Below are 24,891 nucleotides of genomic sequence, written 5' to 3'. Positions count from 1 at the left end.
GGCCGCGCCCTGCTGGCCGACCTGGGCCGCATCGGCCCGGTCGCCACCGACCCCGACGCCGACCTCGGCACCGAACCCGAACCGGCCTCCAGCGGCCTGCAACTCGCCCCCGAGCAGCGCGCCCTGCTGGAGCGCCTCGCCGGCGGCGAGACGATCGCGGCGGCCGCCGCCGCGGAGTTCCTGTCACTGCGCACCGCGAACCGCCGCATCGCCGAGGCCCGCGAGGCCCTCGGCGTGCGCACGACCCGCGAGGCGGTCCTCGCGTACCTCCGGATGCGCCGCGAAGGCAACTGACCCCCCCCATTTGAAGTTTCCTCCGCTCCACGCTGCGCGTATCCGGGAAAATCCTCAACCGTCGGTTCAGCGGTACGGTCAAAGGAATGACACTGCTCCCGGTCGACGCCACCACCGTGCTGTCACTGCTGCCGACACCCCGCCCGCAGGTCCTGGGCCTCGGCGAACCCACCCACGGCGAGGACATCCTGCTCGAGGTCCGCAACGACCTGTTCCACCGCCTCATCGACGAGGCCGGCTACCGCACCGTCGCGATCGAGAGCGACTGCCTGCTGGCCCTCGCCGTCGACGACTACGTCACCGGCGGCCCCGGCACCCTCGACGACGCCATGACCCGCGGCTTCTCCCACGGCTTCGGCACGTCCACCGCCAACCGCGCCCTCGTCCAGTGGCTACGCGACACCAACGAGACCCGCCCCACCACCGACCGGGTACGGTTCGCCGGCATCGACGGCCCCCTGGAGATCAGCGGCCCGGAAAGCCCCCGCACCGCCGTCACCACCGTCCACGCCTACCTCACCGCCCACTGCGACCCGCACCTGCTGCCCTGCACCACCGAAACCCTCACCTCGCTGCTCGGCCCCGACGACCGCTGGACGAACCCGGCCACCATGTTCGACCCGGCCGCGTCGATCGGCCGCACCCCCGAAGCCCGGCAACTGCGCCTCATCGCCGACGACCTCGCCAACCTCGTCGACGCCGAAACCCCCCACCTGATCGCCGCCACCGGCCGCGACGCGTGGGACCGGGCCCGCCTGCACGCCCGCACCGCGACGGGCCTGCTGCGCTACCACCACTGGATGGCGGACCCGTCCCCGGCCCGCCTCAACCACCTGGTCCGCGTCCGCGACACGATGATGGCCGACAACGTCCTGGCCCTCGCCGAACGCGGCCCGACGCTGCTGTTCGCCCACAACAGCCACCTGCAACGCGAACGCAGCAGCATGCGGATGGGCGACCTGCCCCTGCAGTGGTGGAGCGCGGGCGCGCTGACCGCCGCCCGCCTCGGCACCGGCTACGCGTTCCTGGCCACCGCCCTGGGCACGATCCGCCACCGGGGCGTCGGCACCCCACCCCCGGACACCCTCGAAGGCCACCTGTACGCGACCGGCGAGGACCGCTTCCTGACCGACCCCCGGGCGCTGGCGGCGACGTTCACCGACGGCCTGCCGGCGCCGCGGGTGTCGGAGTGGTTCGGCTACTCGGGCCTCGACCCGGCCCACCTGACCGACACGGACGGCGTCGTCTTCGTCAGGGACTGCCCCGCCCCGCACTGACCTCCGCCCGCCTCGCACTGACCTGCGGTCGCTGCCCGCTGAGCCCGGTGCACGGCGCCGCCCATGATCACGAAGGGTTCCGGCACTCCCGGGTACGAGAACCCTTCGCGATCATGGTGCGCAGGGACGGGGAGGGCGGGCTGCGCGCCAGCCGGCGGCGCCAGCCGGCGCGGGGTCCTGCCTGCGGCGCCGGTGAGGCGACGACGGGTGCGGCGGGTGGTCAGGGGCGGGACCGTTCGGCCGGTGGGCGGTGGCGGCGCTGGGTGCTCAACGGCCGGACCGGGTCGACGTAGCGGGGCAGGCGCGGTTCGGCCGCGCGCAGCGGCCGCAGCTCGGCGGTGATCGCGTCGATGATCCGGTCGGTGGCCTGCTGCGCGGCGCCCGGCGCGCCCGGGTCGATCCCGGACAGGTCGACCGGCGCACCGAAGTGGACCCGCACGACGGGCCGGCGCAGCAGGGACCGGCACACGGTACGCAACGTCGGGCCGAACCCGCCCCACGCCGCGACCTCGTGCGCACCCCACTGCGCGACCGGCACCACCGTCACCCCGGTCCGCAGCGCCACCCGCGCCATGCCGGTCTTGCCACGCTCCGGCCACATGCCGGGATCGAGCGTGATCCGCCCCTCCGGGTACCCGAGCACATGCGACCCGATGGCAAGGGCCGCGGCAACGTCATCGACGGCCGCGGCCACGTCGGCCTGCCGCCGGTTGATCCGAATGTGCCCGGCGGCCCGCATGACCCCACCGACAACCGGCGCCCGGAACAGCCCGCCCGTCGCCATGAGCCGCGGCGCCAGCCGCGCCTTCCCACACGCGGCGGTGATGACGACCGGGTCGAACGGCCCGATGTGGTTGGCCGCGAACATCACCGCCCCGGCCCGCACCCCGGCCGGCACCTCACCGCTGACCCGCAGCCGCGCCACCGCCCCGACCACGATCCGCGCCAGCATGAGCATGACCCGCCACGTCCGCGGCGCCCGCCAAACCCCACCCACGCCCGCAGCGCCGCCCATGCCCGAGGCGGCACCCACGCCGCTAGCACCACCCGGGTCTGCGGCACCACCCGCCGAGGCGGGCCGGTCCGACGGATCGGCGGGCACAACCGCACCATCGGCAGCGCCGTCAGCGGCACTGGCGGCGTCGTCAGCGGCTGTGCCGTCAGCTGTGCCGTCAGCTGTGCCGTCAGCTGTGCCGCCGGTGGCCGCCTCGACAGCCCTACCCGGCCCGGTGTCGAGGGCCGTGCCGGCGCCGGCCGTGGGCGTGGTGGCGGCCGGCGGGTCCGCCACCGGCTGGGCGGTCGTCAAGGCGGGCGTGTCGCCGTCGGTCACATCGGTCCGTTCCGGCCGCGCCTCGCCGCCGTGTTCGTCGGCGTGGCCGGCCCTGTGCTCTGCGCGCCGGCTCCCGGGGTGGAGCCGACCATGGAACGGTAACGCCGGACCGCCCGACCGCAATCATGTCCCCGACGCGGGCCGCGAAGACCCGGGAGTACGGCGCGCGACGGGACGCTCGTTTCAGCCGCGCACCCAACGCCGATGCGCACCTGAACCGTGCCGGCCATCCACGCCTGGCCGCAAGACCCGCCGCAAGTTCGACGCCCCCAGCCCACGCCTCGCCGGGTGCCCGACCTGCCCCAGCCCACGCTTCCCGCTGTCGCCCCGACCCTGCACTCCACGCTCGCCGAGCCCACCGCCCGGCCCACCGCCCGGCCCGCTGCTCCGGCCCGGTGCTCCGGACTCGCGGGCACGAGCCGGGGGAGCGGGTCGACCAGGGCCAGGCCGAGTAGACCCGGGCCGGGCAGCCCGAGCAGCCACGGCCGAGCAGTCCGGGCCGAGCAGCCCGGCCTAGTCAGAGCGCCGAAGTCAGAGCGCCGAAGTCAGAGCGCCGATCTCGGGCCGGCCGGCCCGAGCCAGCCGAGCCAGCTGCGCCACCGCCCACGCCAGCCGGACCTGGTCGACCCAAACCGGGTCGACCAGGAACTGGTCTCGAGCCGGGGCCAGCTACTCGGTGTCGCGGAGCTCGGCCAGGCGGGCCTCGATCTCGGCGAGCTCGGCCCGGAGCCGCTCCGCTTCGGCTTCGGCCTCGGCGCGGGCGGCCTGGACGATCTCCTCGACGGCCTCGTGGACGCCGGGGACGTCGAGCATGCCGACCATCTTCAGGGCCTCGCCCGGCTTGATGACATACGGCTTCGCGAGGGCCTTCGTGCCCTGGCTGGCCGCGACCGTCCACTCGCCGTCGGCATACGCCAGGGTGACGGTCAGCCCGGCCGGGGCCTTCGCCTTCGGGGCGGCCTTCTTCGCCGGGGCCGCCTTCGCCGGCTTGGCCTCGGCGGGCTTGGTGTCGGCGGCCGGCTCCGGCAGCAACGGCGCGCCCGGCGGCACATCCGTGCCCTTCCCGGCGGCGGTGGTGGGGGAGTCCGCCGCGGCCGGCGCGTCGGTGGTCGTGGCGGCAGTGGCGTCGGCGGTGGTCAGGGCTGGCACTGGGCTCTCCTCACGAGGTGCGGGAACTGCGGCGCGCCGCTGCGGCGCCGCCTTCGGGGCGATCGCCAGATCGGCGGGGGAGAAGGGCAGCTCGTCCTTGCCGAACCGCACGACGACGAACTCGTCGGACAGCTCCGGGTCGGTCAACGCCACGACCTGACCCAGCTGCCCGGCGATCTGCCCGGCGGCCTCGGTGAAGACGACTTTCGGTTTCCGGCCGGCCGCGAGGGTGTCCCGGATCTGCTCCAGATCCACCGTCGACAACCCCTTGGCCGCGGTCCGCGCGGCAACCATCGCACCCTCCAACCCAGATTCGAACATGTGTCGGAACGTTCATACCAGCCACCACCGACATTTTCTGAACGCGACACACCGTACGACAGCCCACACCACGACGTTGACCAGGGTTGATCACCGGAAAAGAAAACTTGGGGGAGTCAGGGCAGCTCGTCGATCTCGGCCTGCGGATCCAGGGACCGCAGCGTGTCGGCCCGGTCCGTGACGATCGCCCAGCCCGGCCGGGCCTGCGCCCGCCGCACCACGTGCGCCGCCGCCACCAGCGCCGGGCCGCCGTCACCGCCGAGCAGCGCGCCGCTGTCGACCGCGTCCGCCGCCGTCAGGTCGTCGACCACGACGACCGGCAGCGACAGCAGCACCCGCAGTACCGCATAGTCCTTCGGCGACGTCTGCGCCCACGCCTCCGCCAGGGCCGCCGCCGGTACCGCAAGCACCACGCCCTGGTCCACGGCGTGCCACACGATCGCCGACGAGTACGGCTTGCCCGCCACGAACCCGAGGATCGCCGAGCTGTCCAGGATGCGCCCGCCGACCGCGGTCACGACACCGGACCGCCGGCCGGCGCCACCCCCAGCACCTCACGCGCCCACGCGTGGTGCTCCGGGTCCAGCCGAACACCACGCTGCGCATACAGCTCGTTCAACGCCAGCAGCGCCCGGTCCCGGGCCAGCCGCCCACGCACCGCCTCGGCCACATACGCCGACACCGACTCCGCGCCGCCCGCGTCCACGAGCCGCCGCACCGCCGCCGCCTCATCGGCCGGCATGGTCACGGTGACCCGCTCCTTGCGCACATCGTTGCGCACTTCACGCATACGCACAGGGTACCGGCTGCATACGCCGCTCACCTAGCGTCGCGTCACCCGGACCGCCAAGATTCCTGCCCACCTGCGCCGACACGACCCGCCTGGGAAGAAGATCCTGACACACGGTGACCCTCGGCTCACCGCTCCAGTGAAGGCGAAGACGACGGCGAAGAGGAGCGGGCAATGGTCTCGGCGATCCGTCTGATCCGCTGCAACCGCGCGTCCCACGCCGCACCCACCTCCGCCAGCTGCGCCACCGCCCGCGCCAGCCGGACCTGGTCGACCCGGAACTGCTTCTCCCGACCCGCGGCCGTCGCATGCACCAGCCCCACCCGGTCCAGCACCGCGAGGTGTTTCGCGACCGCCTGCCGGGTCACCGGCAACCGTTCGGACAGGCTGGTGGCCGTACCGCTACCGTCGGCGAGCAGCAGGTCCAGCATCCGCCGCCGGGTCGGGTCACCGACCGCCGACCACAGCTCGTCGTCCACCACGACCGTCACGACGCACCCCCGGCGACGGACGCGACCGAGACCGCGTAGGCGGGCAGGCGGCCCAGGAACAGGTCCCAGCCGGTCACGTGCTCCGCATGCTCGGCGGCGACCTTCGCCTCGTCCCAGCCGCGCTCCCGGAACCCGGACTCCGTCATCCGCAGCAGCGTCGCCGACCCGACCGGCGACCCGGCGGGCTCGAGGTCGAACACCACCAGGTACGAGTTGCCGGCCGCGGCGACCACACCCTCCGGGTGGGTCCAGCGGAACGCGAACCGCCGCGGCGGCACCGCGTCGACGACCGTGAACTGCACCCACGACGCACCGAACCGGATCCGGCCGGCGCCGCCCGCAACGACCGGATACTCGGCTTCGTCGGGCCACCATTCCCGCAGGTGCTCCGGGCTCGACACGACGTCGAACACCACCTCCGGCGCCGCGTCGATGTGGATACGCCGCTCGACCGTCCCGAACTCCATACCCACACTCTCCGACACGCAACCAACCGTTGCAAGCCACCACCCGCTGGATGGTCGATAATGAACATTATGTCAACTAGAAGCCCGGCTCGACCTCGTCCACAGCGCGCCCGGCGCCCCGCAGATGACCGACCGTCCCCGGTGACACGGCCCGGCGCGGCGCGGATCCTCGACAACGGCAGCAGCGTCACCGACGCACGGCACCTCACCGACTACCCGGCCGCGCTGCAAGTGTGCTTCGACGTCGACACCACCGCGATCACCGGTGGGATCGTCGCCGCCCACACCGGTGCCGGCGACCGGCAGGGGACCCACGGCGTACCCACCGAGTGGATCACCAACCGCGAGCCCCTCCCCCACAGCTAGCCGACGTCGCGGCGCCGGAACCCGGCCGCCCCCGCCACCGTCAGCACGGCGGAGACCGCGAGGAGCCACCACACCGGTGTCCACGTCATCGCCGCCCCGGGCAGCCGCGGCACGTGCGAGTACGGCGACACGTCCAGAGCCCAGGCCGGGGCGCGCAGGACCGGCCCGAGGAACGTGACGAGCAGGAACCCGCCGACACCCGCCCACGCGACCGCCGCCGCCCGCGGCAGCAGCCCGAACAGCGACACCGCGACCCCGCCGACGACCCACGCCGCCGGGATCATCACGACCGCCGCCCCGAGCACCCGCGGGAACTGCCCGGCCAGGTCGTGGGTGGCGAGGCCGTGGACGACGCCGGCGGCGGCGCCGAGGACCAGCAGCAGCGCGGCCGTCCCGGCGAACGCGAACAACAGATGCGAGCCCATCCACGGCAGCCGCCGCACCGGGGTCGCCAGGACCGGTTCGGCGCGCAAGTCGGTCTCCTCGGTGCGCAGCCGCAGCACGGCGGAGACCGTGTAGAGCCCGGCGAGCATCGCGACGAGGCCGAGGCTGGTCGCCAGGTACGCATCGACGATGCCTTTCTCCCCGCCGAAGCGGCGCAGCAGGTCCGCGGCGCCACCCTCGACGAAGTCACCGACCCCGGACGCCGCCGACCCGACCGCGAGCCCACCGACGAGGAACCCGGCGGCCCAGGCGAGGAACGTGCCCCGCTGCAGCCGCCACGCGAGCGCGACCGGCCCGCGCAGTCCCGGCGCCGCCTCGGCCGGCCCGAGCCGCGCCGCGACGAGGCCGGCGCCGACGTCGCGGCGGGCGTTGAGCCGCAACGCGACCACGACCAGCAACACCGTCACAGCCAGCGGCACGGCCAGGACCGCCCACCGGTCCCCCGCATACGGCCGCACCAGCTGCCCCCACGCGACCGGTGACAGCCACCGCAGCCAGCCGACGTCCGCGGAGTCCGCGATCGCCCGGACGAGGAACGCCGCGCCGAGCACGGCGGTGGCGATACCGGTCGCGGCCCGCGACGACTCGGTCAGCTGCGCCGCGACCGCCGCGACCGCCCCGAACGTCAACCCGGCCCCGGCGAACGCCAGCCCCAACGCGACCGACGACGGCCCGGGGTCCGGCATCGACACCGCCACAAGAACAGCCAGAACAAGATTCGCCAGTACCGCGAGCAGCAGCGCCGACCCCAGCCGGGCCGCCCGGCCGGCGACGGTCGCCCGCAGCAGCTCGAGCCGGCCCGTCTCCTCGTCGGCGCGGGTGTGCCGGATCACCAGGAAGATCGTCATGAGCCCCGCGAGGACCCCGTAGAACGTCATGAGCCGCCACGACGTGAGCGCACCGACGGAGCTGCCGAACGCGTCGCCGTAGATCGCCGCGAACGTCGGGTTGCCGTTCGCGGCGGCGAGCAGCGCGTCGCGGTCGGCCTGCTCGGGGTACACCCCGGCGAACGAGGCGGCGGAACCCGCGACCGACGCGACGAGCACCACGATCCAGATCGACAGCCGCACCCGGTCCAGGCGCGCCGACAGCCGCAGCAGCGGCCACACCCCGGTCATGCCGCCGGCTCCGAGACCGGCGCTGTGGCGTAGTGGCGCAGGAACAGCTCCTCCAGGGTCGGCGGCTGCGACGTCAGCGACCGGATCCCGGCGGCGGAGAGCGCCTGCATGACCGGGCCGAGCGCGGCCGTGTCGACCTGCGCCGCCACCCGGTCACCGTCCACGACCAGGTCGTGCAGGCCGTCGAGCCCGTCGAGCACGGGCGGGGACGCGACGACGGCGACGATCGCGGTGCGGGTCAGGTGCCGCAGCGAGTCGAGGGTGCCCGTCTCCACCGTCCGGCCGTTACGGATGATCGACACCCGGTCACACAGCGCCTCGACCTCCGACAGGATGTGACTGGACAGCAGCACGGTGCGCCCGTTGCGGCGCTCCTCCGCGACGCAGTCCCGGAACACCTCCTCCATCAGCGGGTCCAGGCCCGACGTCGGCTCGTCCAGGATGAGCAGCTCCACGTCGGAGGCGAGCGCCGCGACGAGCGCGACCTTCTGCCGGTTGCCCTTCGAGTAGGTGCGGGCCTTCTTGCGCGGGTCCAGGTCGAAGCGCTCCAGGAGGGCGGCGCGGCGCTTCGGGTCGACCCCGCCACGCAGCCGCGCGAGGAGGTCGATCACCTCTCCCCCGCTCAGCGACGGCCAGAGGGTGACATCGCCCGGCACGTACGCCAGGCGGCGGTGCAGGGTGGCCACGTCGCGCCAGGGGTCGCCGCCGAGCAGCCGCGCCGTTCCCCCGTTGGGGCGCAGCAGGCCGAGCAGCACCCGGATCGTGGTCGACTTGCCGGCCCCGTTGGGGCCGAGGAAGCCGTGGACCTCTCCCTCGGCGACGTTGAGGTCGAGCCCGTCGAGGGCGGTCGTCCGGCCGAACCGTTTGATCAGGCCGGACACCTCAATAGCGGAAGTCATACCCCCAACATACGCTCGTTTCACAAATTTGTGAAAGTTCAGAAGCTGGTAAAGTTCTCGTATGGAACGCGACCCGGCCGACACCAGCCGACACGTCGAACGCTTCGCAGTGGCGTTCACCGACGCCGGCATGCCCCGCATGCCCTCCCGCGTCCTCGCCGCGCTCCTCGCCACCGACAGCGGCCGCCAGACCGCCGCCGAACTCGCCACCACCCTCAAGGCCAGCCCCGCCGCCATCTCCGGCGCCGTCCGCTACCTCATCCAGGTCCACATGGTCGCCCGCGAACGCGAACCCGGCACCCGCCGCGACGTCTTCCACGTCCACAACGACGTCTGGTACGAGGCCATCTTCCACCGCGAACCACTCCTGGACCGCTGGGCCGCCACCTTCCGCGAAGCCGCCAACGCGTTCGACCCGACCACCCCCGCCGGCCGACGCGCTGACACCACCGCCGAGTTCTTCGAGTTCCTCCTCGGTGAGATGCCCGCCATGCTCGACCGCTGGAAGGCCCACCGCACCGCCAAACAGCAGCAGGAAGCCCGAGAAGCCCGAGAAGCTCAGGAGAGTCAGATCGCCGGCCGGTAGAAGAACGTCCGCCGCCGCGCGACCAGACCGCCGCGGAACTCGAACCAGTCCGCGAAAATCTCGTTCAACGGCACCCCCGCATGCGACACCCCACCGAACCGCCCCCAGCAGAACCCCTGCCCACCCACCGACACACACCGGTCCACCTGATGCCGCCCCGCCGACACGATGCACTGCCGCCGGTAGAACCCGACAAACGCATCGACACCCTCGATCGGCGCCAACCCCGGCCGGTGATACACCACGTCCGGCGCCACCAACGCCGCCAGCCGCGCCCACTCCCGCGCGTCCACGACCGCCAGCAGCTCCACCATCAGCCGCTCCTCGCCCCCGTGCACCGCGGGCGACACCACCAGCGCGTCCTCACCCATACATCCATCGAAATCCGCCCGCCACCCCCGGTCAACGCCCCCAACACGCTTCTTACAGCCGGAAACCGGACCGTAACCGAACACGCCACTCACGCCCGCCCCAGCAACCCCGCTGATACCCCTCAACCCCCGTACCGACGGCAGCCAGCGTCGCCCCCACGGATCACCCGAACTCCCGGCACCCCGGTGGAAACCACCACTCCACCGATCGGTGGACCGGCTCAGCAACACACGGCGCTCACCGAAACCGGCCCGGCCGGGGCAGACTGGAACACGTGGGTGCGCTGGTGGTCGGCGTGCCGGCGCACCCACCCCGAACCCAGGCGGTAACCGGCCGGCACCCGGACCTGGCGAAAGCGCCGCCGACCTGGGCACAGTCGACGGCGCACGACCACACAAACACTCAGCCGCCGCGCAGCACCCGCGCATGACCCAACTCGGCCGGCGCCCAGCGCAACACGATCCGCTCACGACCGGCATCGTCGCCGGCCACCCGCAGGGCCAACCGCGCCCTCAGACGGCGCGCACCATCTCCACGAACACCGGGCATCTCATCCTCCACCGCAACATCGGCACCTCGACGGCCGATGACACGGGAGCCGACGCCCCACCGTTCACAGCTGTTACGAACGGAACACCCCGCACTCCCCTGTCGTAGACAGGGGAAATTCAGGCGTGGCGTCAGCCACGTCGCCTAAGGCATCCTAGGAAGCTATTGTTGGGCCGGTGAGCACCGGCGACGACCACGCAACGGCAGCACCCGACGAGGCCGCCACGCTGCGGGCCCTGCGCGTGCACCGGCCCGACCTCACCGACGCCTACACCGCCGCGCTCCCGGCCGCCCGCGCCGCGATCCTGGACCGGCTCCACGGCGCCCTGTGGCGCGAGAACCTCGTCGACCGGCGCCGGCTCGGCGGCCCCGAACCCGCCCTGTTCCAGCACCACGGCACCGCCGTCCTCGACGGGGTCCCGCACCACCACCCGGCCCGGCTCGCTGCAGCCGCCCTGAACAGCCCGAACACCGCACGACTCGTCCGGGAGCTCGACAACAGCGTCGCCAACCTCGCCCTCGCCCTCGCCGACCCGCACCCCGACCGGCACCCCGCCACCCTCGTCGACGCCGAACAGGCCATCGCCGACGGACACCCGCTGCACCCCTGCTGCCGCACCCGCATCGGCATGGACACCCTCGACGTGCTGCGCTACGCCCCCGAGCACCGGCCCGTCGTCCAGCTCGCCGTCGTCGACGTCGACCCCGCCCGCTGGCGCACCGGCGGCACCCCCCGCCCCCCACGCCTGCCCGTCCACCCCTGGCAGCTGCCCCGCGCCGTCGCCACCGGCCTCGTCACCGACACCGGCCGGCGCGTGCCCGCACACCCCCTCATGTCGCTGCGGACGCTCGCGTTCGCCGACGATCCGGCAGTACACCTGAAAACCGCGGTCGAGGTGCAGATGACCAGCGCCGTCCGGACCCTCTCACCGGCCGCCGTCCACAACGGGCCCCTCGCGTCCGCGCTCGTCGCCCGCCTCGCGCAACGCACCGACGGGCTCAACCTGCTCCGCGAGACGACCGCCGCCACCGTCGTCGACGACCACGGCGACCCCCAACGCACCCTCGGCGCCGTCTGGCGCGAGGCCCCACCACCGCACGCCACCGTGCTGCCGCTCGCGGCGCTGCCCGGCCGGCCCGACCTGCTCACCCCGGACTTCTTCACCCGCCTCGTCGACCTGCTCCTGCCGCCGCTGCTGACCCTCCTCGACGCCGGTGTCGCCCTCGAGGCCCACGGCCAGAACACCCTCGTCCAGGTCGACAACGGCCGGCCGGTCCGGATCCACTACCGCGACCTCGGCGGCCTGCACGTCCACGCCGGCCGGCTCGCCGCCGCCGGCCTGCAGATGCCGCCGCTCATCGGGGCCCTGCCGACCGGCGACGAGGACGCCCTGCGCACCAAACTCCTCGCCGCCGCGTTCAGCACCGTCCTGGCCCACCTCGTCGCCGCCCTCGGCGGCGACCAGCGGCTCTGGGACCACGTCGCGGCCACCGTCCGCGCCGCCGCGAACCGCCACGACGCCCACGTCATCCTCCGCCGCGACTGGCCGCTGAAAGCCACCACCGCGATGCGGCTCGCCGACGACCCGCTCGAGGACCGCTGGTGCACCATCCCCAACCCCCTGGCGTAGGAGGCCCTACCGCCAGACGGGGGCGCGGCCGGTGTCGACGAGCTTCCAGTCGCCGTTCTCGTACAGCGTGTTGTCGTAATAGAACACCGTCGACGGCAGCAGATCGGCGGCCGTAAACGCCGCCCGCGCCGCCGCGCGCAACGCGCCCACGTCCACACCCAGCCGGTCGCGGGCCACCGCCGCCACGTACGACAGGGCGTGATGCCCCATGAAACTGTCGTACGTCAGGCTGAACACCTCGTCCGAGGCCAGCGGCACATCCCGGGGAATCACGTTCGCCGGCGGCAACGGCCCCGCCAGACCCGCCCGCTCCCGCAGACCGCTGTCGACGTAGATCGCACAGTCGCGGTACAACACCCGCGTCTCCAACGTCGCCGGGTCGAACGCGAACAGCGTGTTCTGCCCGTGCGTCTCCAGCGGGCACCCGGTCTCCCGGGCCACCTTCACCCACAGCCGCACCATCGGCACCACGATCCGCTCCGCCACGAACACCGCCGGGTCGTCCGGCCACGCCGCCACCAACTGCTCCAGCAGCGTCGGATCGCCCGGCGCGCGCAGATCCCCGCCGTACAGCGCGAACAGCGGCACCGTGAACCGCGGCGCCGCGTCCAGCGGCCGCGCCGAGCGCACCAGGAACCCCCACGCGTCCGGCGACTCGACCGGCCCGAACCAGCCGCCACCCACCTCCGGCAGCACCGGCACACCGACCCGCACCAGCTCGTCCGACACCCACAACTGCAGCTCGATCACCGGCCGCCGCAACCGGCGCGTGAACCGCGACAGGCGCCGCGGATAGTGCAGCTTCACGAAATGCGGCGGCACCGCCACCCCGTCCCGCTCGGTCACGAACACCGTCCGGGCGTTCGCCGACGGCACCACCGTCAGCTCCGGCCCCGCCGGACAACGCAGCAGCTCCTCACGACCGAACAGGTCAGGATGATCAAGAGCGTTCGGGTGTACCGGCAGCAGCACGCCGTCGCCCGAGGCATACAGCCCGTGCAGCGCCGACGACACCCCCGACCGCAGATACCCGCCCAGCGGCGCGGGCACCCGGAACGTGGGCAGCCGGAACGACCCCGGTCCGCGCTGCGGATGGAAGTCGTCGGCGATGTCGAGGTCGGCCGCGTAAGGGCTGTACGTGCGGGTGCCGACTCCGAGATACCGTTCCGCGTACTGCCACAACGAGACCGGATCGCGGGCGTCATCCTGGAGGCGCATCGCGCGAAGCCTACTGCCCGAAACCCGGCAAACAGAACGGAGTCCCACACCGACGTGGTGCGACTTCCCCCACGTGTGGCCCACGCCATCCGCACCGGCCCACGCCCCGCCTACCTCTACGACCTCGCCGCCGTCCGCGACAACCTGGCCGCGCTGCGCGCCGCCCTGCCCGCCCGGACCCGCATCGCCTACGCGATGAAAGCCAACGGCAACGACACCCTCCTGCGCGGCGTGCTGCGCTGGGCCGACGGCCTCGAGGCCGCCTCCGGCGCCGAACTCACCGCCGCCGTCACCGCCGGGTCACCGTTCACCCTGCTCAGCGGCCCCGCGAAGACCGACGACGACCTGCGGGCCGCCGCCGCGGCCGGCGCCGTCGTCAACGCCGAAAGCCTCCACGAACTGCGCCGCATCGCCCACGTCGCACCCGGCGCGAAGGTCTGCCTCCGCGTCAACCGCACCCACCCCGCACTGCCCGGCACCCACCGGATGAGCGGCGCACCCACCCAGTTCGGCATCGAAGAACCCCAGCTCGCCGCCGCCGTCGCACAGTGCGACAGCGTCGACGTCGTCGGGTTCCACCTGCACGCCGTGTCGAACAACCTCGACGCCGCCGCGCACGCCGCGTTCATCACCGACGCCGTCGCATGGGCCGCGCGGGCCGCCGACACCCACCGGGTACCACTGAACATCATCAACGTCGGTGGAGGGTTCGGCGTCGACGTCACCGGCGCCGCCACCTTCGACCTCGACACGCTCGCCACCGCGCTGACCGGCCTGCGGCTGCCCGCCGGGTCACAGCTCGTCGTCGAACCCGGACGCTACGCCGCCGCCACCGCCGGCTGGTACGCCGCCGACGTCACCGACGTCAAACACAGCCACGGCCGCTGGTTCGCCGTCATCCGCGGCGGCACCCACCACTTCCGGCTCCCCGCCTCCTGGGACTACAGCCACCCGTTCACCGTCCTACCAGTCGACAACTGGCCGTACCCGTTCGAACGACCCACCGTGACCGGCGCCCGCATCGACGTCGCCGGCGAACAATGCAACCCCCGCGACGTCCTCGCCCGCGACACCCCCGTCGAGACGGTACGGGCCGGTGACATCCTGGTCTTCCCCAACACCGGCGCCTACGGCTGGGAGGTCGCCCACCACGACTTCCTGCGCCTCACCCACCCCGCGTTCACCGTGCTGGACTGCTGAACCTCGGCGGGAACGCCGCCCGCACCGCCCGCAACGCCTGGCGGCGGGCATCGCCCCGCAGCGTGTCGATGTAGAGCCGGCCGTCCAAATGGTCGACCTCATGCTGGAACGCCCGCGCCAGCAACCCCGTCCCCGTCACCCGGATCGGCTCACCACGCTCGTTCACACCCTCCACCGTCGCCTCCGCCGCCCGCGGCGTCGGGAACGCCAGCCCCGGAATCGACAGGCAGCCCTCCTCACCGTCCTGCTCCCCGGCCAGGTGCACGATCCGCGGGTTCACCACATACCCGACCACCTTGTTCGCCCCATACGCGAACACCCGCGCGCTCACACCGATCTGCGGCGCCGCCACCCCCGCCCGGCCCGCCTCACCGGTCAACGTGTCCAACAGATCCTGCACCAGATCGCGCAGCTCGGCATCGAACGAGGTCACAGTCTCAGACGGCGTGCGCAACACCGGGTCGCCCAGCCGCCGGATCGAACGGATCGTCACACGTCACAGGGTACTTCGGGCCGAAATGTTCCCGGCTTGACGAGGGCCTACACTGGGCCGACTTCCCACCCCCGGAGGCACACCCATGGCCTACACGGCCGAACGGGCAGATGTGCGGTCACACCGCCGCAGCCCAGCTCAGCGCCGGTTCCGGCTCACGCCGTGGATCATCGGCGGACTCGTCGTCGTGCTGGCCGGCGCCGGCGGCTTCATCGCCTGGAACAAGCTCGTCGCCAACGCCTGCTCCGGCAACGTCACCGCCACCATCGTCGCGTCCCCGAGCACCGCCACGCTCCTCGAGGACCTCGCCGCCAAATGGGAAGCCACCGACCCCGCCGTCGCCGGCCAATGCGCCCACGTCGCCGTCACCGGCCGCGAAACCGCCGTCATGGCCCAGGCCCTCGGCACCGAATGGGACAACAAGACCGGAACCCCACCCGACGTCTGGGTCCCCGACTCCACCGCCTGGGTCCGGCGCGCCTCCACCGCCGCCATCGCCGAACGCATGATGCCCGACCTGCAGCCCAGCCTCGCCCGCACCCCCTCCGTCCTCGCCATGCCCAAACCCATGGCCGAGGCCCTCGGCTGGCCCGACGGCGAACTGTCCTGGCAGGAGCTCATCAACACCATCGCCGCCGACCCCGCCGGCTGGTCGAAGTTCCAGAAACCCGACTGGGGCGCCTTCAAGTTCGGCATGACCGACCCGCTGCAGTCCACCAGCGGACTCCTCGCCCTCATGGCCATCCTCGACGGCAACGACGACGGCGAAGTCACCCCCGAGGAACAGGCCACCCTCGCCAAGCTCAAGCAGGAACGCGCCGTCTACACCAACACCACCGCCCAGCTGCTCGACGGCCTCAGCCAGGCCGACAAGCAGGGCACCGCCCTGCAGTACGTCTCCGCGTTCCCCGCCCTCGAACAGGACGTCCTGACCTACAACAAGGCCAACCCCAAGGTCCCGCTCGTCGCCGTCTACCCCTCCAACGGCAGCGCCGACGCCGACAACCCCTACCTCGTCCTCGAAGCCCCCTGGGCCCAGAAGGACAAACAGGACGCCGCTAAAGCCTTCCTCGCCTACCTGCGCGGCCCCGACGGCCGCAAGGTCTTCCTCGACGCCGGCTTCCGCGACCCCAACCGCGCCCCCGGCGCCGCCCTCACCGGCAACGCCGCCTTCAGCGCCAAAATCAAGACGGTCCCCCGGGCTGTGCTGCTCCCCGAGTCCGTCAAGCAGTCCATGGACTCCTGGACCGCCCTCACCCGCCCCACCAACGTCCTGCTCGTCCTCGACGTCTCCGGCTCCATGGCCGAACAGGTCCCCGGCACCGGTAAGACCCGCATGCAACTGGCCAAGGAAGCCGCCCGCGGCGCCGTCCAGCTCTTCGACGGCGAGGTCGACGCCGGCCTGTGGGTCTTCTCCACCAAACAGAACGGCGTCCAGGACTACAAGCAACTCATCCCCATCGGCCGCATCGCCGACCAGGTCGCCGGCAAACCCCGCCGCGACCAGATGGTCGCCGCCATCGACAAGCTCACCCCGATCGGCGACACCGGCCTCTACGACACCGCCGCCGCCGCCCAGCAGGCCGTCGTCGAGGCCTACAAGCCCGGCGCCACCAACCTCGTCGTGCTCATGACCGACGGCAAGAACGACGACAGCACCGGCGGCCTCACCCTCGACGCCCTGCGCACCAAGCTCCAGGCCAACGCCGGCAGCGACAAGAAGGTCCCCGTCGTCACCGTCGGCTACGGCAACGACGCCGACTTCTCCGCCCTCCAGGAGATCTCCCGCGCCAGCGGCGGCACCCTCTACACCTCCAAGACCGCGTTCGACATCAACGAGGTCCTCCTGACCGCCATCTTCGGCAAGGTCTGACCCCCACCCGTACGGTGGTGGGCATGCATGTCTCGCCCACCACCGGCGTGTCCCTCAGCGTCGCCACCCACGGCCCGCTCACCGCACCCCCGATCCTGCTCATCAGCGGCGCGACCGCGTCCATGGACTGGTGGGAACCCGAGTTCTGCGACCGCCTCGCCGCCGGCGGCCGCCTCGTCATCCGCTACGACCACCGCGACACCGGCGAGTCCACCACATATCCCGCGGGAGCCCCCGGCTACCAGAGCCTGGACCTGTGCACCGACGCCCTGGCCGTCGCCGCCGCCTGCTCCCCTTCCCCGGTACACCTGGTGGGCGTCTCGATGGGCGGCGGCATCGCCCAGCGCATCGCCGCCGAACACCCCGCACAGGTCGCCTCCGTGACACTGATCGCCACCAGCCCGATCGTGCCCGCCGGCGACCTCCCGCCCCCGGCCCCGAGGATCGCCGCGACGTTCGCCGACCCCCAGCCGCCACCCGACTGGACGAACCGCGCCGAGGCCATCGCCCGCCTGGTCGCCGACGAGGCCCTGTTCGGCGGCGACATCCCCCAGGACACCCCGGCCATCCGCACGGTGGCGACCCGCGTCGTCGACCGCTCACGCGACCTGGCCGCCAGCCACACCAACCACTGGCTGCTCGGCGACGACACCCCGTTCACCGGCGACCTGACCCAGATCAAGGCGCCGGCTCTGGTCCTGCACGGCACCGCGGACCCGCTGTTCCCGTACCCGCACGGCGAGGCCCTGGCCGCCGCCATCCCCGGCGCCCGCCTGGTCCCCCTGGAGGGCATGGGCCACCAGTTCCCACCCCGCCCGCTCTGGACACAGGTCATCGAGGAACTCCTGAGCATCTCGTCCTGACCGAACCGCCCTGCCCTGTCGCAGACAGGGCTTTTTCAGGCGTGGCGTCAGCCACGTCCCGTAAGGCATCCTAGGAAGCTAGGTTCCTGCCGTAGGACGCCCGACGGCGCCGCTCCCGATCCGCTCCACCGCGGGCAGCCCCTGCATGATCACGGACGTTCCTGGTTCGTCCGCGACTACAAACGTCCGTGATCATGCAGGGGCTGCAATCGCGGGCCGGTGCCGCCGGACGTCCGGCGCCCGGGGAGCGACCTCGGGGCTGCCGACCGGCGTGCGGTTGTCAGGAACGGCAACACGGACCGGCAGCGGGACGACCTGGTCACACTGGCCGGGGTGACGATGCGGGTAGGGTCGGTCCGGTGATCGTCGTCCACGGGCTGGTCGGCCGCGACGGAAGACTCGCCTGCTGGGCCGAGACCACACCGCCGGCCGATGCTGCGGCACGGCGGGGCCGACGGGCGACGCCGCACCCGTACGCGGTCGTGCCGCCCGTGCCCGGCGACCTCGGCACCGCCGACCTGTACCTGCCGTCGGCCGCCTCCCGGCCCCTCCCCTCCCCCGAGCTCGCCGGCGCCCACCCGCCGCGCGGTCGGACGGCCACCACCGCCCCGGTACGCCTCCTGCCCTGGACCGTCCCCACCGTCACCCTCGCCCCCGGCACCGACCTGGAGGCGCTGCTCGACACCCTCGCCGAGCGCGACCCGGCCACCGCCCCGCACCGCGGCTCGTCGGTGGGATGGCTGGCCGACGTCGTCCGGTACGCCGCCGACCTCGTCCGCCGCGGCCGCGTGGTCCCCGTCCTCCTCCCCGGCCCGACCGCCGCCTGGCACCCCGTCCTGTGGGACGCCGACGCAGCCCGCTTCGAGTCCCTCTGGCGCGCCATGCCCGGCATCGCCTGCGCCACCGACCCCGCACACACCGCAGCCGCCCCGGCCCCGGCAGCCCCACCGAAGGCCGGCACACCGGCCATCGCCGCCGCCACGCCCACCGACCGCGACGGCCCGGCGGCCGGGCACGACGGCCCGCCCACCGACGACGAGAGCACGGTGACCAGCCGCGACCGCACACCCGCCAACCGCGACGGCGCGGTGGCCGGCTACGACGGCGCGTCCGCCGAGCGCAACAGCGCGGTGGCCGGGCACGGCGGTGAGCGGGCCGTGGCCGCGACGCGCGCGACGGTCGAGGCGGAGGTCGACGCCCGGGTCCGGCGCCGGCTCGCCGGCCGGCCGCTGCTCGCCCCCGGAGCGGTCCGCACCGACAGCGCCGTCCGCTCCTGGCTCACCGCACTCACCACCACCGATGCCCGGCTCCGCGCCGCACAACCCACCGACGTCCGCACCGCCGACGTCCGCGCTGCCGAAGACTTGCGCCGCCCCACGACGCAACCCACCGACGTCAGCGCCGACGACACCGTGCTCCACCCAGCCGCGACGGACAACGTCCCGATCACCGGCGCGATCCCGCTCCGCCCCAGCCTCACCGAAGGCGCCTCCATCCGCCCCCTCGGAGCCGGCACCACGCCTGCGCGCAGCACCGTGCCCGACGGCCGCGCCGCCCCGGAAGAACACCGCCCACAAGCAGGCCCACAAGAAGCCGGCACAGCAGAAGCCGGCACAGCGCAGCAGGCCGACGCCGAGCAAGAAGGCGGTGCCGTGGTCGCGCCGGCCACCCTGGCCACGCCCACGCCTGGCACGGCCACGACGCCCTCCGGCAACGACGCCCCCGTACTACACGGACACGGTGGTGGGCGGGTGCTGGCGGAGACCGCGGACGTCGCGCGGGTGCGGGAACTGGTCGGTGCCTGGGTGGACAGTGGGCGGCCCGCGGCCGTGCGGGTCTGCTTCCGGCTGTCGCGCCTCGGTGAGGAGCTGGAGCTGCCCGACACCGACACCGACGACGCAGAGGACGCAGGCGACGAGCAGGGCGGCGGGGGCGACGGTGGGGTGGCGCCGTGGTACGTCGAGTTTCTCCTGCAGCCGGCCGAGGAGCCGAGCCTCGTCGTGCCCGCCGAGCGGGTGTGGACGGACAAGGCGTCGCCGTTGTTCAAGTGGGTCGACTACCCGCAGGACGTGCTGCTCGCCGGGCTCGGGCGGGCCAGCCGGCTGTGGCCCGAGCTCGACGACGCGTTGCGGGCCAGGCGGCCGGCCGGGGTCGAGCTCGACACCGCCGGCGCCTACCGGTTCCTCACGCATGCGACGCTGCTGGAGGAGGCCGGCTTCGGGGTGCTGCTGCCCGCCCGGTGGCAGCGCCGCCAGGACCTCGGCCTCACCCTCACCGTGCACACCCGGCAGCCGGCCGCTCCGGTGCTCAAGGACGTCACCACCGACCGGGCCGCCGTCGTGCGGTTCCGGTGGGGGCTCGCGCTCGGCGACCGGTTCCTCAGCGAGGCCGACCTCAAGGCCCTCGCGACCGCCAAGGTGCCGCTGGTGCGGCTGCGCGGCCGCTGGGTCCACCTCGACCCTGACCGGCTGCGGGCCGGGCTGGCGTTCCTGGAGCGCGGCGGCGAGGGCGAGATGAGCGCCGGCGAGGCCATGCGGCTCACCCGGCTCGTCCCCGACGGCGACCTGCCGCTGCCGGTCACCGGCGTCGACGGCACCGGCTGGCTCGCCGACCTGCTCACCGGCCGCGTCCCCGACCGCCTCGAGCTGCTCGACCCGCCGGCCGGCTTCGCGGGCACCCTGCGCCACTACCAGCGGCGCGGCTTCTCCTGGCTCGCCTTCCTCGACCGGGTCGGCGTCGGCGCGCTCCTCGCCGACGACATGGGCCTCGGCAAGACCGTGCAGGTGCTCGCCCTCGAGGCGCACACCCGCGCGCAGGGCGCCCGCCCGCCGACGCTCGTCGTCTGCCCGCTGTCGGTGCTCGGCAACTGGCGCCGCGAGATCGAACGCTTCACCCCCGGCCTGAAGGTCGCGGTCCACCACGGCAGCGAACGGGCCCTCGGCCGGGCCGAGGACACCGGCGCCGACCTGGTCCTCACCACCTACCAGGTGGCGACCCGCGACGCCGACCTGCTCGCCGCGACCGCCTGGGACCGGGTCGTGCTCGACGAGGCCCAGCACGTCAAGAACGCCACCGGCGTCACCGCCCGCGCCGTGCGCCGGATCCCGGCCCGGCACCGGGTCGCCCTCACCGGCACCCCCGTCGAGAACCGGCTCACCGAGCTGTGGTCGATCGCCGACTTCCTCAACCCGGGCATCCTCGGCCCGGCCGGCACGTTCCGGGCCCGCTACTCGGTGCCCGTCGAACGGTGGAGCGACGCCGGCGCCGCCGCCCGGCTGCGCCGCGCCACCCGCCCGTTCCTGCTGCGGCGGGTCAAGACCGACCGGGCCGTCATCGCCGACCTGCCGGAGCGCTTCGACCGCAAGCAGTGGTGCACCCTCACCCCGGAGCAGGCCAGCCTCTACCGCGCCGTCGTCGACGAGCTCTTCACGCGGCTGCGGGAGGGCCGCGCCGGGCCCCGCCGCAAGGGCCTGGTGCTGGCCGCGATGACCAAGCTCAAGCAGGTGTGCAACCACCCCGCGCACCTCATGGGCGACGGCACGGCCCTGGCCGGGCGGTCGGGGAAGCTGGCCCGGCTGGAGGAGATCCTCACCGCGGCCCGCGACGCCGGCGACCGCGCGCTGGTCTTCACGCAGTTCGCCCGGTTCGGCCACCTGCTCACGCCCTACCTCACCGAGCGGCTCGGCACCGACGCCGCGTTCCTGCACGGGGGGACCCCGAAGGGCGCCCGCGACGCGATGGTCGAACGCTTCCAGCACGGCGACGGCCCCGGCGTGCTGCTGCTGTCGCTCAAGGCGGGCGGCACCGGCCTCAACCTGACCGCCGCCAACCACGTCGTGCACGTCGACCGCTGGTGGAACCCGGCCGCCGAGCAGCAGGCCACCGACCGGGCCTTCCGCATCGGCCAGCGCCGCGACGTGCAGGTGCACACCTTCGTCTGCATCGGCACCGTCGAGGAGCGCGTCGAGCACATCATGGCCCGCAAGCGCACCCTCGCCGGGGTCGCCGTCGGTGCCGGCGAGGGCTGGCTCACCGGCCTGTCCACCGACGACCTGCGCGACCTGGTCGCCCTGTCCCCGGAGGCGACCGATGCGTAGCAGCGCCTGGTCCCACCAGTTCCTGACCATGCTCGAATCCTTGCGGATGGGTACGACATTTCAGCAGGGCCGCCGGTACGCCCGGGCGGGTCACGTACGCTCCGTCACCATCTCCACGAGCATCGTGACGGCCCTGGTCGTCGACGAGGACGGCGAGACGTACCGCGCCCGCGTCGGCGTCCGCGCCTTCTCCGAGGCCGACTGGGCGCGCGTCGAACGGGCCCTGGCCCGCGAGGCGTTCCACGTCGCGAAGCTCCTCGCCGGGCAGCTGCCGGACGACCTCGACGAGCTCCTCGCCGGGTTCGGCCTGTCGCTGTTTCCGCAGACCCTCGCCGACATCGTCCTGGACTGCTCCTGCCCCGGCTGGCAGAAGCCGTGCCGGCACCTCGCCGCCGCCTGCTACGTCCTCGCCGAGTCCTTCGACGCCGACCCGTTCGGGCTGCTCGCCTGGCGCGGCCGCGGCCGCGAGGAGCTGCTCGACCGCCTCCGGGAGCACCGCACGGCACCGCCGCCGCAGCGGGCCACCGCCGAGGTGCCGGCGACCGCGGGCTTCTGGACCGCGGGTCCGCGGCTCACGGCACCCGATCCGCCCGTCCCCGGCACCGTCCAGCGGCCCGACGCCCTGCTCGACCGGCTCGACCCGCTGCCGCTCACGGTCGGCCGATTCGACGTCACCGATGTGCTACGCGCCGCATACCGGACACTCACGGACGGCTTGCCCGAGCGCTGAGCGGAGGGTACCGTCCACAACGCGGCACCGAACCAGTGCCGCGGTCGCGGTCGAGAGGCGCTGCGACGGCCCACCCCCGGGTGGGGCCGCCACGCTCGGCCGGATGACCTACACCTTGATGTCAAGGGCGCCTCCTGTCACCGGGAGGTGACCTCAGGCATGTCCGAAACCAGCGACGACACCAGGGACAAGACCGCCCTGCAGACCCGCGACGGCGTCGAGTTCGCCGTTGCCGAGCTGTCGCTCGCGGCCGCCGGCCGCACCCAGATCCGCCTCGCCGAGCACGAGATGCCCGGCCTCATGGCGACCCGCCGCGAGTTCGCGGCGGCCCAGCCGCTGCGCGGCGCGCGCATCGCCGGCTCGCTGCACATGACGGTGCAGACCGCGGTGCTCATCGAGACCCTCGTCGCGCTCGGCGCCGAGGTGCGGTGGGTGTCCTGCAACATCTTCTCCACCCAGGACGAGGCGGCCGCCGCGGTCGTCGTCGGCCGGGACGGCACCGTCGAGGCGCCGACCGGCACGCCGGTGTTCGCCTGGAAGGGCGAGACCCTGCACGAGTACTGGTGGGCCACCGACCAGCTGTTCCAGTTCGCCGGCGGGCTCGGCCCGAACATGATCGTCGACGACGGCGGCGACGCGACCCTGCTGGTCCACAAGGGTGTCGAGTTCGAGGCCGCCGGGCAGGTCCCGGCCGCCCAGGACGGCGACCCCGAGGAGTACGCGATCATCCTCGACACGCTGCGCGCGAGCCTCGCCCGCGACCCGCAGCGGTTCACCCGCATCGCCGCCGGCATCCGCGGCGTCACCGAGGAGACCACGAACGGCGTCAAGCGGCTGTACAAGCTGGCCGAGACCGGCGAGCTGCTGTTCCCGGCGATCAACGTCAACGACTCGGTGACGAAGTCGAAGTTCGACAACACCTACGGCATCCGCCACTCGCTGCTCGACGGCATCAACCGGGCCACCGACGTGATGCTCGCCGGGAAGCTCGCCGTCGTCTGCGGCTACGGCGACGTCGGCAAGGGCGCCGCCGAGGCGCTGCGCGGCCAGGGCGCCCGGGTCGTGGTCACCGAGATCGACCCGATCTGCGCGCTGCAGGCGGCCATGCACGGCCTGCCGGTCGTGCGCCTCGACGACGTCGTCGAGCAGGCCGACCTGGTCATCACCGCCACCGGCAACATGGGCATCATCAGCGCCGCCCAGCTGGCCCGGCTCAAGCACCAGGCGATCGTCGGCAACGTCGGCCACTTCGACAACGAGATCGACATGGCCGGCCTGGCGAAGCTGCCCGGCGTGGTGAAGTCCGAGATCAAGCCGCAGGTCCACGAGTGGACGTTCCCCGACGGCCACTCGATCATCGTGCTGTCCGAGGGCCGGCTGCTCAACCTCGGCAACGCCACGGGCCACCCGAGCTTCGTCATGTCGAACTCGTTCACGAACCAGACGATCGCCCAGATCGAGCTGTTCACGAAGCCCGACGCGTACGAGCGGCAGGTCTACCGCCTCCCGAAGCACCTCGACGAGAAGGTCGCCGCGCTGCACCTCGACGCGCTCGGCGTCAACCTCACCGAGCTGACGAAGGAGCAGGCCGAGTACATCGGCGTGGACGTCGCCGGCCCGTACAAGCCCGAGCACTACCGCTACTGACCCGCACGGTCCGGGCGGGAGGACAGCCCTCCCGCCCGGACCGGCGGTGACGCAGGACACCGGTGACGGTGTAATGCGGTCGACCCCGCGCGATGCCCGCAGTACAACTCCTGGGTGATCTTCATCCGACGGCCCTATGCGGCCGGGCTCGCCGGTGCCAACCTCCTCAGCCGGCTCGCCGGTGGGGCCGTCGCGCTCGCGCTCGTGCTGTTCGTGACCGACGCGCGCGGGTCGTTCGGGGCCGCGGGACTCGCCGCCGGGGCGTTCGCGGTCGGCACGGCCGTCGGCGGGCCGCTCACCGGGCGGGTCGCCGACCGGATCGGGCCGTTCACGGTGCTGCTCGGCACCGCCGGGCTGCACGCGGCGGCGCTGCTCACCCTCGTCGCGGTCCCGGGAGCGCCGCTGGGCATGGTGCTGGTCCTGGCGGGGGTCGGCGGGGCGGCGCGGCCTCCCGTGGCGGCCGTCATGCGCGGGGTGTGGGTGCGGATGCTGGCCGGTGACGAGCGGCAACTGCGCGCCGCGTACCGGTTCGAGAGCGCGCTGCTGGAGGTCGGGTTCATCGCCGGCCCGGCCGTCGCCGGGCTGGTCGTGGCGGCCGGGCGGCCCGCGCTCGGGCTGGCCCAGACCGCCGTGCTCGCCGCGGCGGCGACGGTGGTGTTCGCGCTGCTGCCGCCCGCCCGCGCGGG

The 24,891-nt window shown here is 73.4% G+C and carries 23 protein-coding genes and 2 pseudogenes; 12 read left to right on the top strand and 13 right to left on the bottom strand.

Translation table 11 applies throughout. The features are described from left to right. A pseudogene (locus ABZS66_RS46385) lies at window positions 1–294 on the top strand (LuxR family transcriptional regulator); the annotation flags it as partial. A gap of 86 nt (window positions 295–380) precedes the next feature. Next, window positions 381–1,571 carry an erythromycin esterase family protein gene (locus ABZS66_RS46380; protein ID WP_354769433.1) on the top strand — a complete coding sequence of 397 codons (1,191 nt, stop codon included), beginning with the start codon at window positions 381–383 and terminating at the stop codon, window positions 1,569–1,571. A gap of 220 nt (window positions 1,572–1,791) precedes the next feature. On the opposite strand, the gene ABZS66_RS46375 is transcribed toward ABZS66_RS46380, so the two are convergent. The 6 genes from ABZS66_RS46375 to ABZS66_RS46350 form a co-directional block, all read right to left on the bottom strand. After that, window positions 1,792–2,529, bottom strand: a complete 738-nt coding sequence (locus ABZS66_RS46375) for a lysophospholipid acyltransferase family protein (protein ID WP_354769432.1) — start codon at window positions 2,527–2,529, stop codon at window positions 1,792–1,794. Window positions 2,530–3,570: 1,041 nt separating this feature from the next. Then, window positions 3,571–4,344 carry a DUF6319 family protein gene (locus ABZS66_RS46370; protein WP_354769431.1) on the bottom strand — a complete coding sequence of 258 codons (774 nt, stop codon included), beginning with the start codon at window positions 4,342–4,344 and terminating at the stop codon, window positions 3,571–3,573. Window positions 4,345–4,487: 143 nt separating this feature from the next. After that, window positions 4,488–4,889 (bottom strand): hypothetical protein, encoded by a 402-nt coding sequence (locus tag ABZS66_RS46365; RefSeq protein ID WP_238010946.1) that lies wholly within the window; start codon window positions 4,887–4,889, stop codon window positions 4,488–4,490. Continuing rightward, window positions 4,886–5,161: a ribbon-helix-helix domain-containing protein gene (locus ABZS66_RS46360; RefSeq protein WP_238010945.1), complete on the bottom strand. Its 276-nt coding sequence runs from the start codon at window positions 5,159–5,161 to the stop codon at window positions 4,886–4,888. Before ABZS66_RS46360 ends, ABZS66_RS46365 begins: the two co-directional genes overlap by 4 nt. Window positions 5,162–5,289: 128 nt before the next feature. Further along, window positions 5,290–5,652 (bottom strand): winged helix-turn-helix domain-containing protein, encoded by a 363-nt coding sequence (locus tag ABZS66_RS46355; RefSeq protein WP_354769430.1) that lies wholly within the window; start codon window positions 5,650–5,652, stop codon window positions 5,290–5,292. Further along, on the bottom strand, window positions 5,649–6,119 hold the full coding sequence (locus tag ABZS66_RS46350) for an SRPBCC family protein (protein ID WP_354769429.1): 471 nt from the start codon (window positions 6,117–6,119) through the stop codon (window positions 5,649–5,651). The genes ABZS66_RS46355 and ABZS66_RS46350 overlap by 4 nt, the downstream gene beginning before the upstream one ends. A 195-nt stretch (window positions 6,120–6,314) precedes the next feature. Between ABZS66_RS46350 and ABZS66_RS46345 the strand changes: the two are divergent. Next, window positions 6,315–6,485 (top strand): annotated as a pseudogene (locus tag ABZS66_RS46345) (ADP-ribosylglycohydrolase family protein); the annotation flags it as partial. On the opposite strand, the gene ABZS66_RS46340 reads toward ABZS66_RS46345, so the two are convergent. Both ABZS66_RS46340 and ABZS66_RS46335 read right to left on the bottom strand, forming a co-directional pair. Further along, a complete protein-coding gene (locus ABZS66_RS46340; RefSeq protein ID WP_354769428.1) occupies window positions 6,482–8,047 on the bottom strand; it encodes an ABC transporter permease in 1,566 nt (521 codons plus the stop codon). The pseudogene ABZS66_RS46345 and the gene ABZS66_RS46340 sit on opposite strands and share 4 nt — an antisense overlap. Further along, on the bottom strand, window positions 8,044–8,946 hold the full coding sequence (locus tag ABZS66_RS46335; RefSeq protein WP_354769427.1) for an ABC transporter ATP-binding protein: 903 nt from the start codon (window positions 8,944–8,946) through the stop codon (window positions 8,044–8,046). The genes ABZS66_RS46340 and ABZS66_RS46335 overlap by 4 nt, the downstream gene beginning before the upstream one ends. Window positions 8,947–9,007: 61 nt before the next feature. On the opposite strand from ABZS66_RS46335, the gene ABZS66_RS46330 reads away from it, so the two are divergent. After that, a complete protein-coding gene (locus tag ABZS66_RS46330; protein ID WP_354769426.1) occupies window positions 9,008–9,532 on the top strand; it encodes a MarR family transcriptional regulator in 525 nt (174 codons plus the stop codon). Here the strand turns inward: ABZS66_RS46330 and ABZS66_RS46325 are convergent. Both ABZS66_RS46325 and ABZS66_RS46320 read right to left on the bottom strand, forming a co-directional pair. Further along, the gene (locus ABZS66_RS46325; protein ID WP_354769425.1) at window positions 9,514–9,903 is read right to left on the bottom strand and encodes a nuclear transport factor 2 family protein; all 390 of its coding nucleotides are present in this window, start codon (window positions 9,901–9,903) and stop codon (window positions 9,514–9,516) included. The two genes, ABZS66_RS46330 and ABZS66_RS46325, sit on opposite strands and share 19 nt — an antisense overlap. Window positions 9,904–10,306: 403 nt before the next feature. Continuing rightward, window positions 10,307–10,465, bottom strand: coding sequence for a hypothetical protein (locus ABZS66_RS46320; protein WP_354769424.1), 159 nt, complete (start codon window positions 10,463–10,465; stop codon window positions 10,307–10,309). A gap of 164 nt (window positions 10,466–10,629) precedes the next feature. Here ABZS66_RS46320 and ABZS66_RS46315 point away from each other — a divergent pair, with 164 nt between their 5' ends. Beyond that, window positions 10,630–12,084 carry an IucA/IucC family protein gene (locus ABZS66_RS46315; RefSeq protein WP_354769423.1) on the top strand — a complete coding sequence of 485 codons (1,455 nt, stop codon included), beginning with the start codon at window positions 10,630–10,632 and terminating at the stop codon, window positions 12,082–12,084. Between the two features lie 6 nt (window positions 12,085–12,090). Here ABZS66_RS46315 and ABZS66_RS46310 read toward each other — a convergent pair whose 3' ends face one another. Next, window positions 12,091–13,302, bottom strand: a complete 1,212-nt coding sequence (locus tag ABZS66_RS46310; protein ID WP_354769422.1) for a hypothetical protein — start codon at window positions 13,300–13,302, stop codon at window positions 12,091–12,093. A 57-nt stretch (window positions 13,303–13,359) separates the two neighbouring features. Here ABZS66_RS46310 and ABZS66_RS46305 point away from each other — a divergent pair, with 57 nt between their 5' ends. Further along, a complete protein-coding gene (locus tag ABZS66_RS46305) occupies window positions 13,360–14,502 on the top strand; it encodes an alanine racemase (RefSeq protein ID WP_354769421.1) in 1,143 nt (380 codons plus the stop codon). On the opposite strand, the gene def is transcribed toward ABZS66_RS46305, so the two are convergent. Further along, the gene (gene def, locus ABZS66_RS46300; RefSeq protein WP_354769420.1) at window positions 14,483–14,995 is read right to left on the bottom strand and encodes a peptide deformylase; all 513 of its coding nucleotides are present in this window, start codon (window positions 14,993–14,995) and stop codon (window positions 14,483–14,485) included. The genes ABZS66_RS46305 and def overlap by 20 nt on opposite strands. 112 nt (window positions 14,996–15,107) lie before the next feature. Here def and ABZS66_RS46295 point away from each other — a divergent pair, with 112 nt between their 5' ends. Together ABZS66_RS46295 and ABZS66_RS46290 are read left to right on the top strand one after the other, a co-directional pair. Next, window positions 15,108–16,868, top strand: a complete 1,761-nt coding sequence (locus ABZS66_RS46295) for a substrate-binding and VWA domain-containing protein (RefSeq protein WP_354769419.1) — start codon at window positions 15,108–15,110, stop codon at window positions 16,866–16,868. A 23-nt stretch (window positions 16,869–16,891) separates the two neighbouring features. Next, window positions 16,892–17,731, top strand: a complete 840-nt coding sequence (locus ABZS66_RS46290; RefSeq protein ID WP_354769418.1) for an alpha/beta hydrolase — start codon at window positions 16,892–16,894, stop codon at window positions 17,729–17,731. A gap of 176 nt (window positions 17,732–17,907) precedes the next feature. On the opposite strand, the gene ABZS66_RS46285 is transcribed toward ABZS66_RS46290, so the two are convergent. Continuing rightward, window positions 17,908–18,873, bottom strand: coding sequence for a hypothetical protein (locus ABZS66_RS46285; RefSeq protein WP_354769435.1), 966 nt, complete (start codon window positions 18,871–18,873; stop codon window positions 17,908–17,910). Between ABZS66_RS46285 and ABZS66_RS46280 the strand changes: the two genes are divergently transcribed. The 4 genes from ABZS66_RS46280 to ABZS66_RS46265 all read left to right on the top strand — a co-directional run. After that, the gene (locus ABZS66_RS46280; RefSeq protein WP_354769434.1) at window positions 18,778–21,828 is read left to right on the top strand and encodes an SNF2-related protein; all 3,051 of its coding nucleotides are present in this window, start codon (window positions 18,778–18,780) and stop codon (window positions 21,826–21,828) included. The two genes, ABZS66_RS46285 and ABZS66_RS46280, sit on opposite strands and share 96 nt — an antisense overlap. A 46-nt stretch (window positions 21,829–21,874) precedes the next feature. Then, the gene (locus ABZS66_RS46275; RefSeq protein WP_354769417.1) at window positions 21,875–22,558 is read left to right on the top strand and encodes an SWIM zinc finger family protein; all 684 of its coding nucleotides are present in this window, start codon (window positions 21,875–21,877) and stop codon (window positions 22,556–22,558) included. 159 nt (window positions 22,559–22,717) lie between these two features. Beyond that, window positions 22,718–24,205: an adenosylhomocysteinase gene (gene ahcY, locus ABZS66_RS46270; RefSeq protein ID WP_354769416.1), complete on the top strand. Its 1,488-nt coding sequence runs from the start codon at window positions 22,718–22,720 to the stop codon at window positions 24,203–24,205. A gap of 114 nt (window positions 24,206–24,319) precedes the next feature. Further along, on the top strand, window positions 24,320–24,891 hold a 572-nt coding region (locus ABZS66_RS46265), incomplete at its 3' end, for an MFS transporter (protein WP_354769415.1).

It is taken from the genome of Dactylosporangium sp. NPDC005572 (assembly GCF_040605515.1).
Taxonomy (GTDB): Bacteria; Actinomycetota; Actinomycetes; order Mycobacteriales; family Micromonosporaceae; genus Dactylosporangium.
This window is presented reverse-complemented; position numbering and strand designations above follow the sequence as displayed.

Bases quoted from the DNA above. Each gene is read 5' to 3' on its own strand.
- ahcY (WP_354769416.1), top strand. From the start codon at position 22,718: ATGTCCGAAACCAGCGACGACACCAGGGACAAGACCGCCCTGCAGACC.
- ABZS66_RS46350 (WP_354769429.1), bottom strand. From the start codon at position 6,119: ATGGAGTTCGGGACGGTCGAGCGGCGTATCCACATCGACGCGGCGCCG.
- ABZS66_RS46330 (WP_354769426.1), top strand. From the start codon at position 9,008: ATGGAACGCGACCCGGCCGACACCAGCCGACACGTCGAACGCTTCGCA.
- ABZS66_RS46380 (WP_354769433.1), top strand. From the start codon at position 381: ATGACACTGCTCCCGGTCGACGCCACCACCGTGCTGTCACTGCTGCCG.
- ABZS66_RS46370 (WP_354769431.1), bottom strand. From the start codon at position 4,344: ATGGTTGCCGCGCGGACCGCGGCCAAGGGGTTGTCGACGGTGGATCTG.
- ABZS66_RS46375 (WP_354769432.1), bottom strand. From the start codon at position 2,529: ATGCTCATGCTGGCGCGGATCGTGGTCGGGGCGGTGGCGCGGCTGCGG.
- ABZS66_RS46290 (WP_354769418.1), top strand. From the start codon at position 16,892: ATGCATGTCTCGCCCACCACCGGCGTGTCCCTCAGCGTCGCCACCCAC.
- ABZS66_RS46325 (WP_354769425.1), bottom strand. From the start codon at position 9,903: ATGGGTGAGGACGCGCTGGTGGTGTCGCCCGCGGTGCACGGGGGCGAG.
- ABZS66_RS46310 (WP_354769422.1), bottom strand. From the start codon at position 13,302: ATGCGCCTCCAGGATGACGCCCGCGATCCGGTCTCGTTGTGGCAGTAC.
- ABZS66_RS46340 (WP_354769428.1), bottom strand. From the start codon at position 8,047: ATGACCGGGGTGTGGCCGCTGCTGCGGCTGTCGGCGCGCCTGGACCGG.
- ABZS66_RS46360 (WP_238010945.1), bottom strand. From the start codon at position 5,161: ATGCGTGAAGTGCGCAACGATGTGCGCAAGGAGCGGGTCACCGTGACC.
- ABZS66_RS46275 (WP_354769417.1), top strand. From the start codon at position 21,875: ATGGGTACGACATTTCAGCAGGGCCGCCGGTACGCCCGGGCGGGTCAC.
- ABZS66_RS46335 (WP_354769427.1), bottom strand. From the start codon at position 8,946: ATGACTTCCGCTATTGAGGTGTCCGGCCTGATCAAACGGTTCGGCCGG.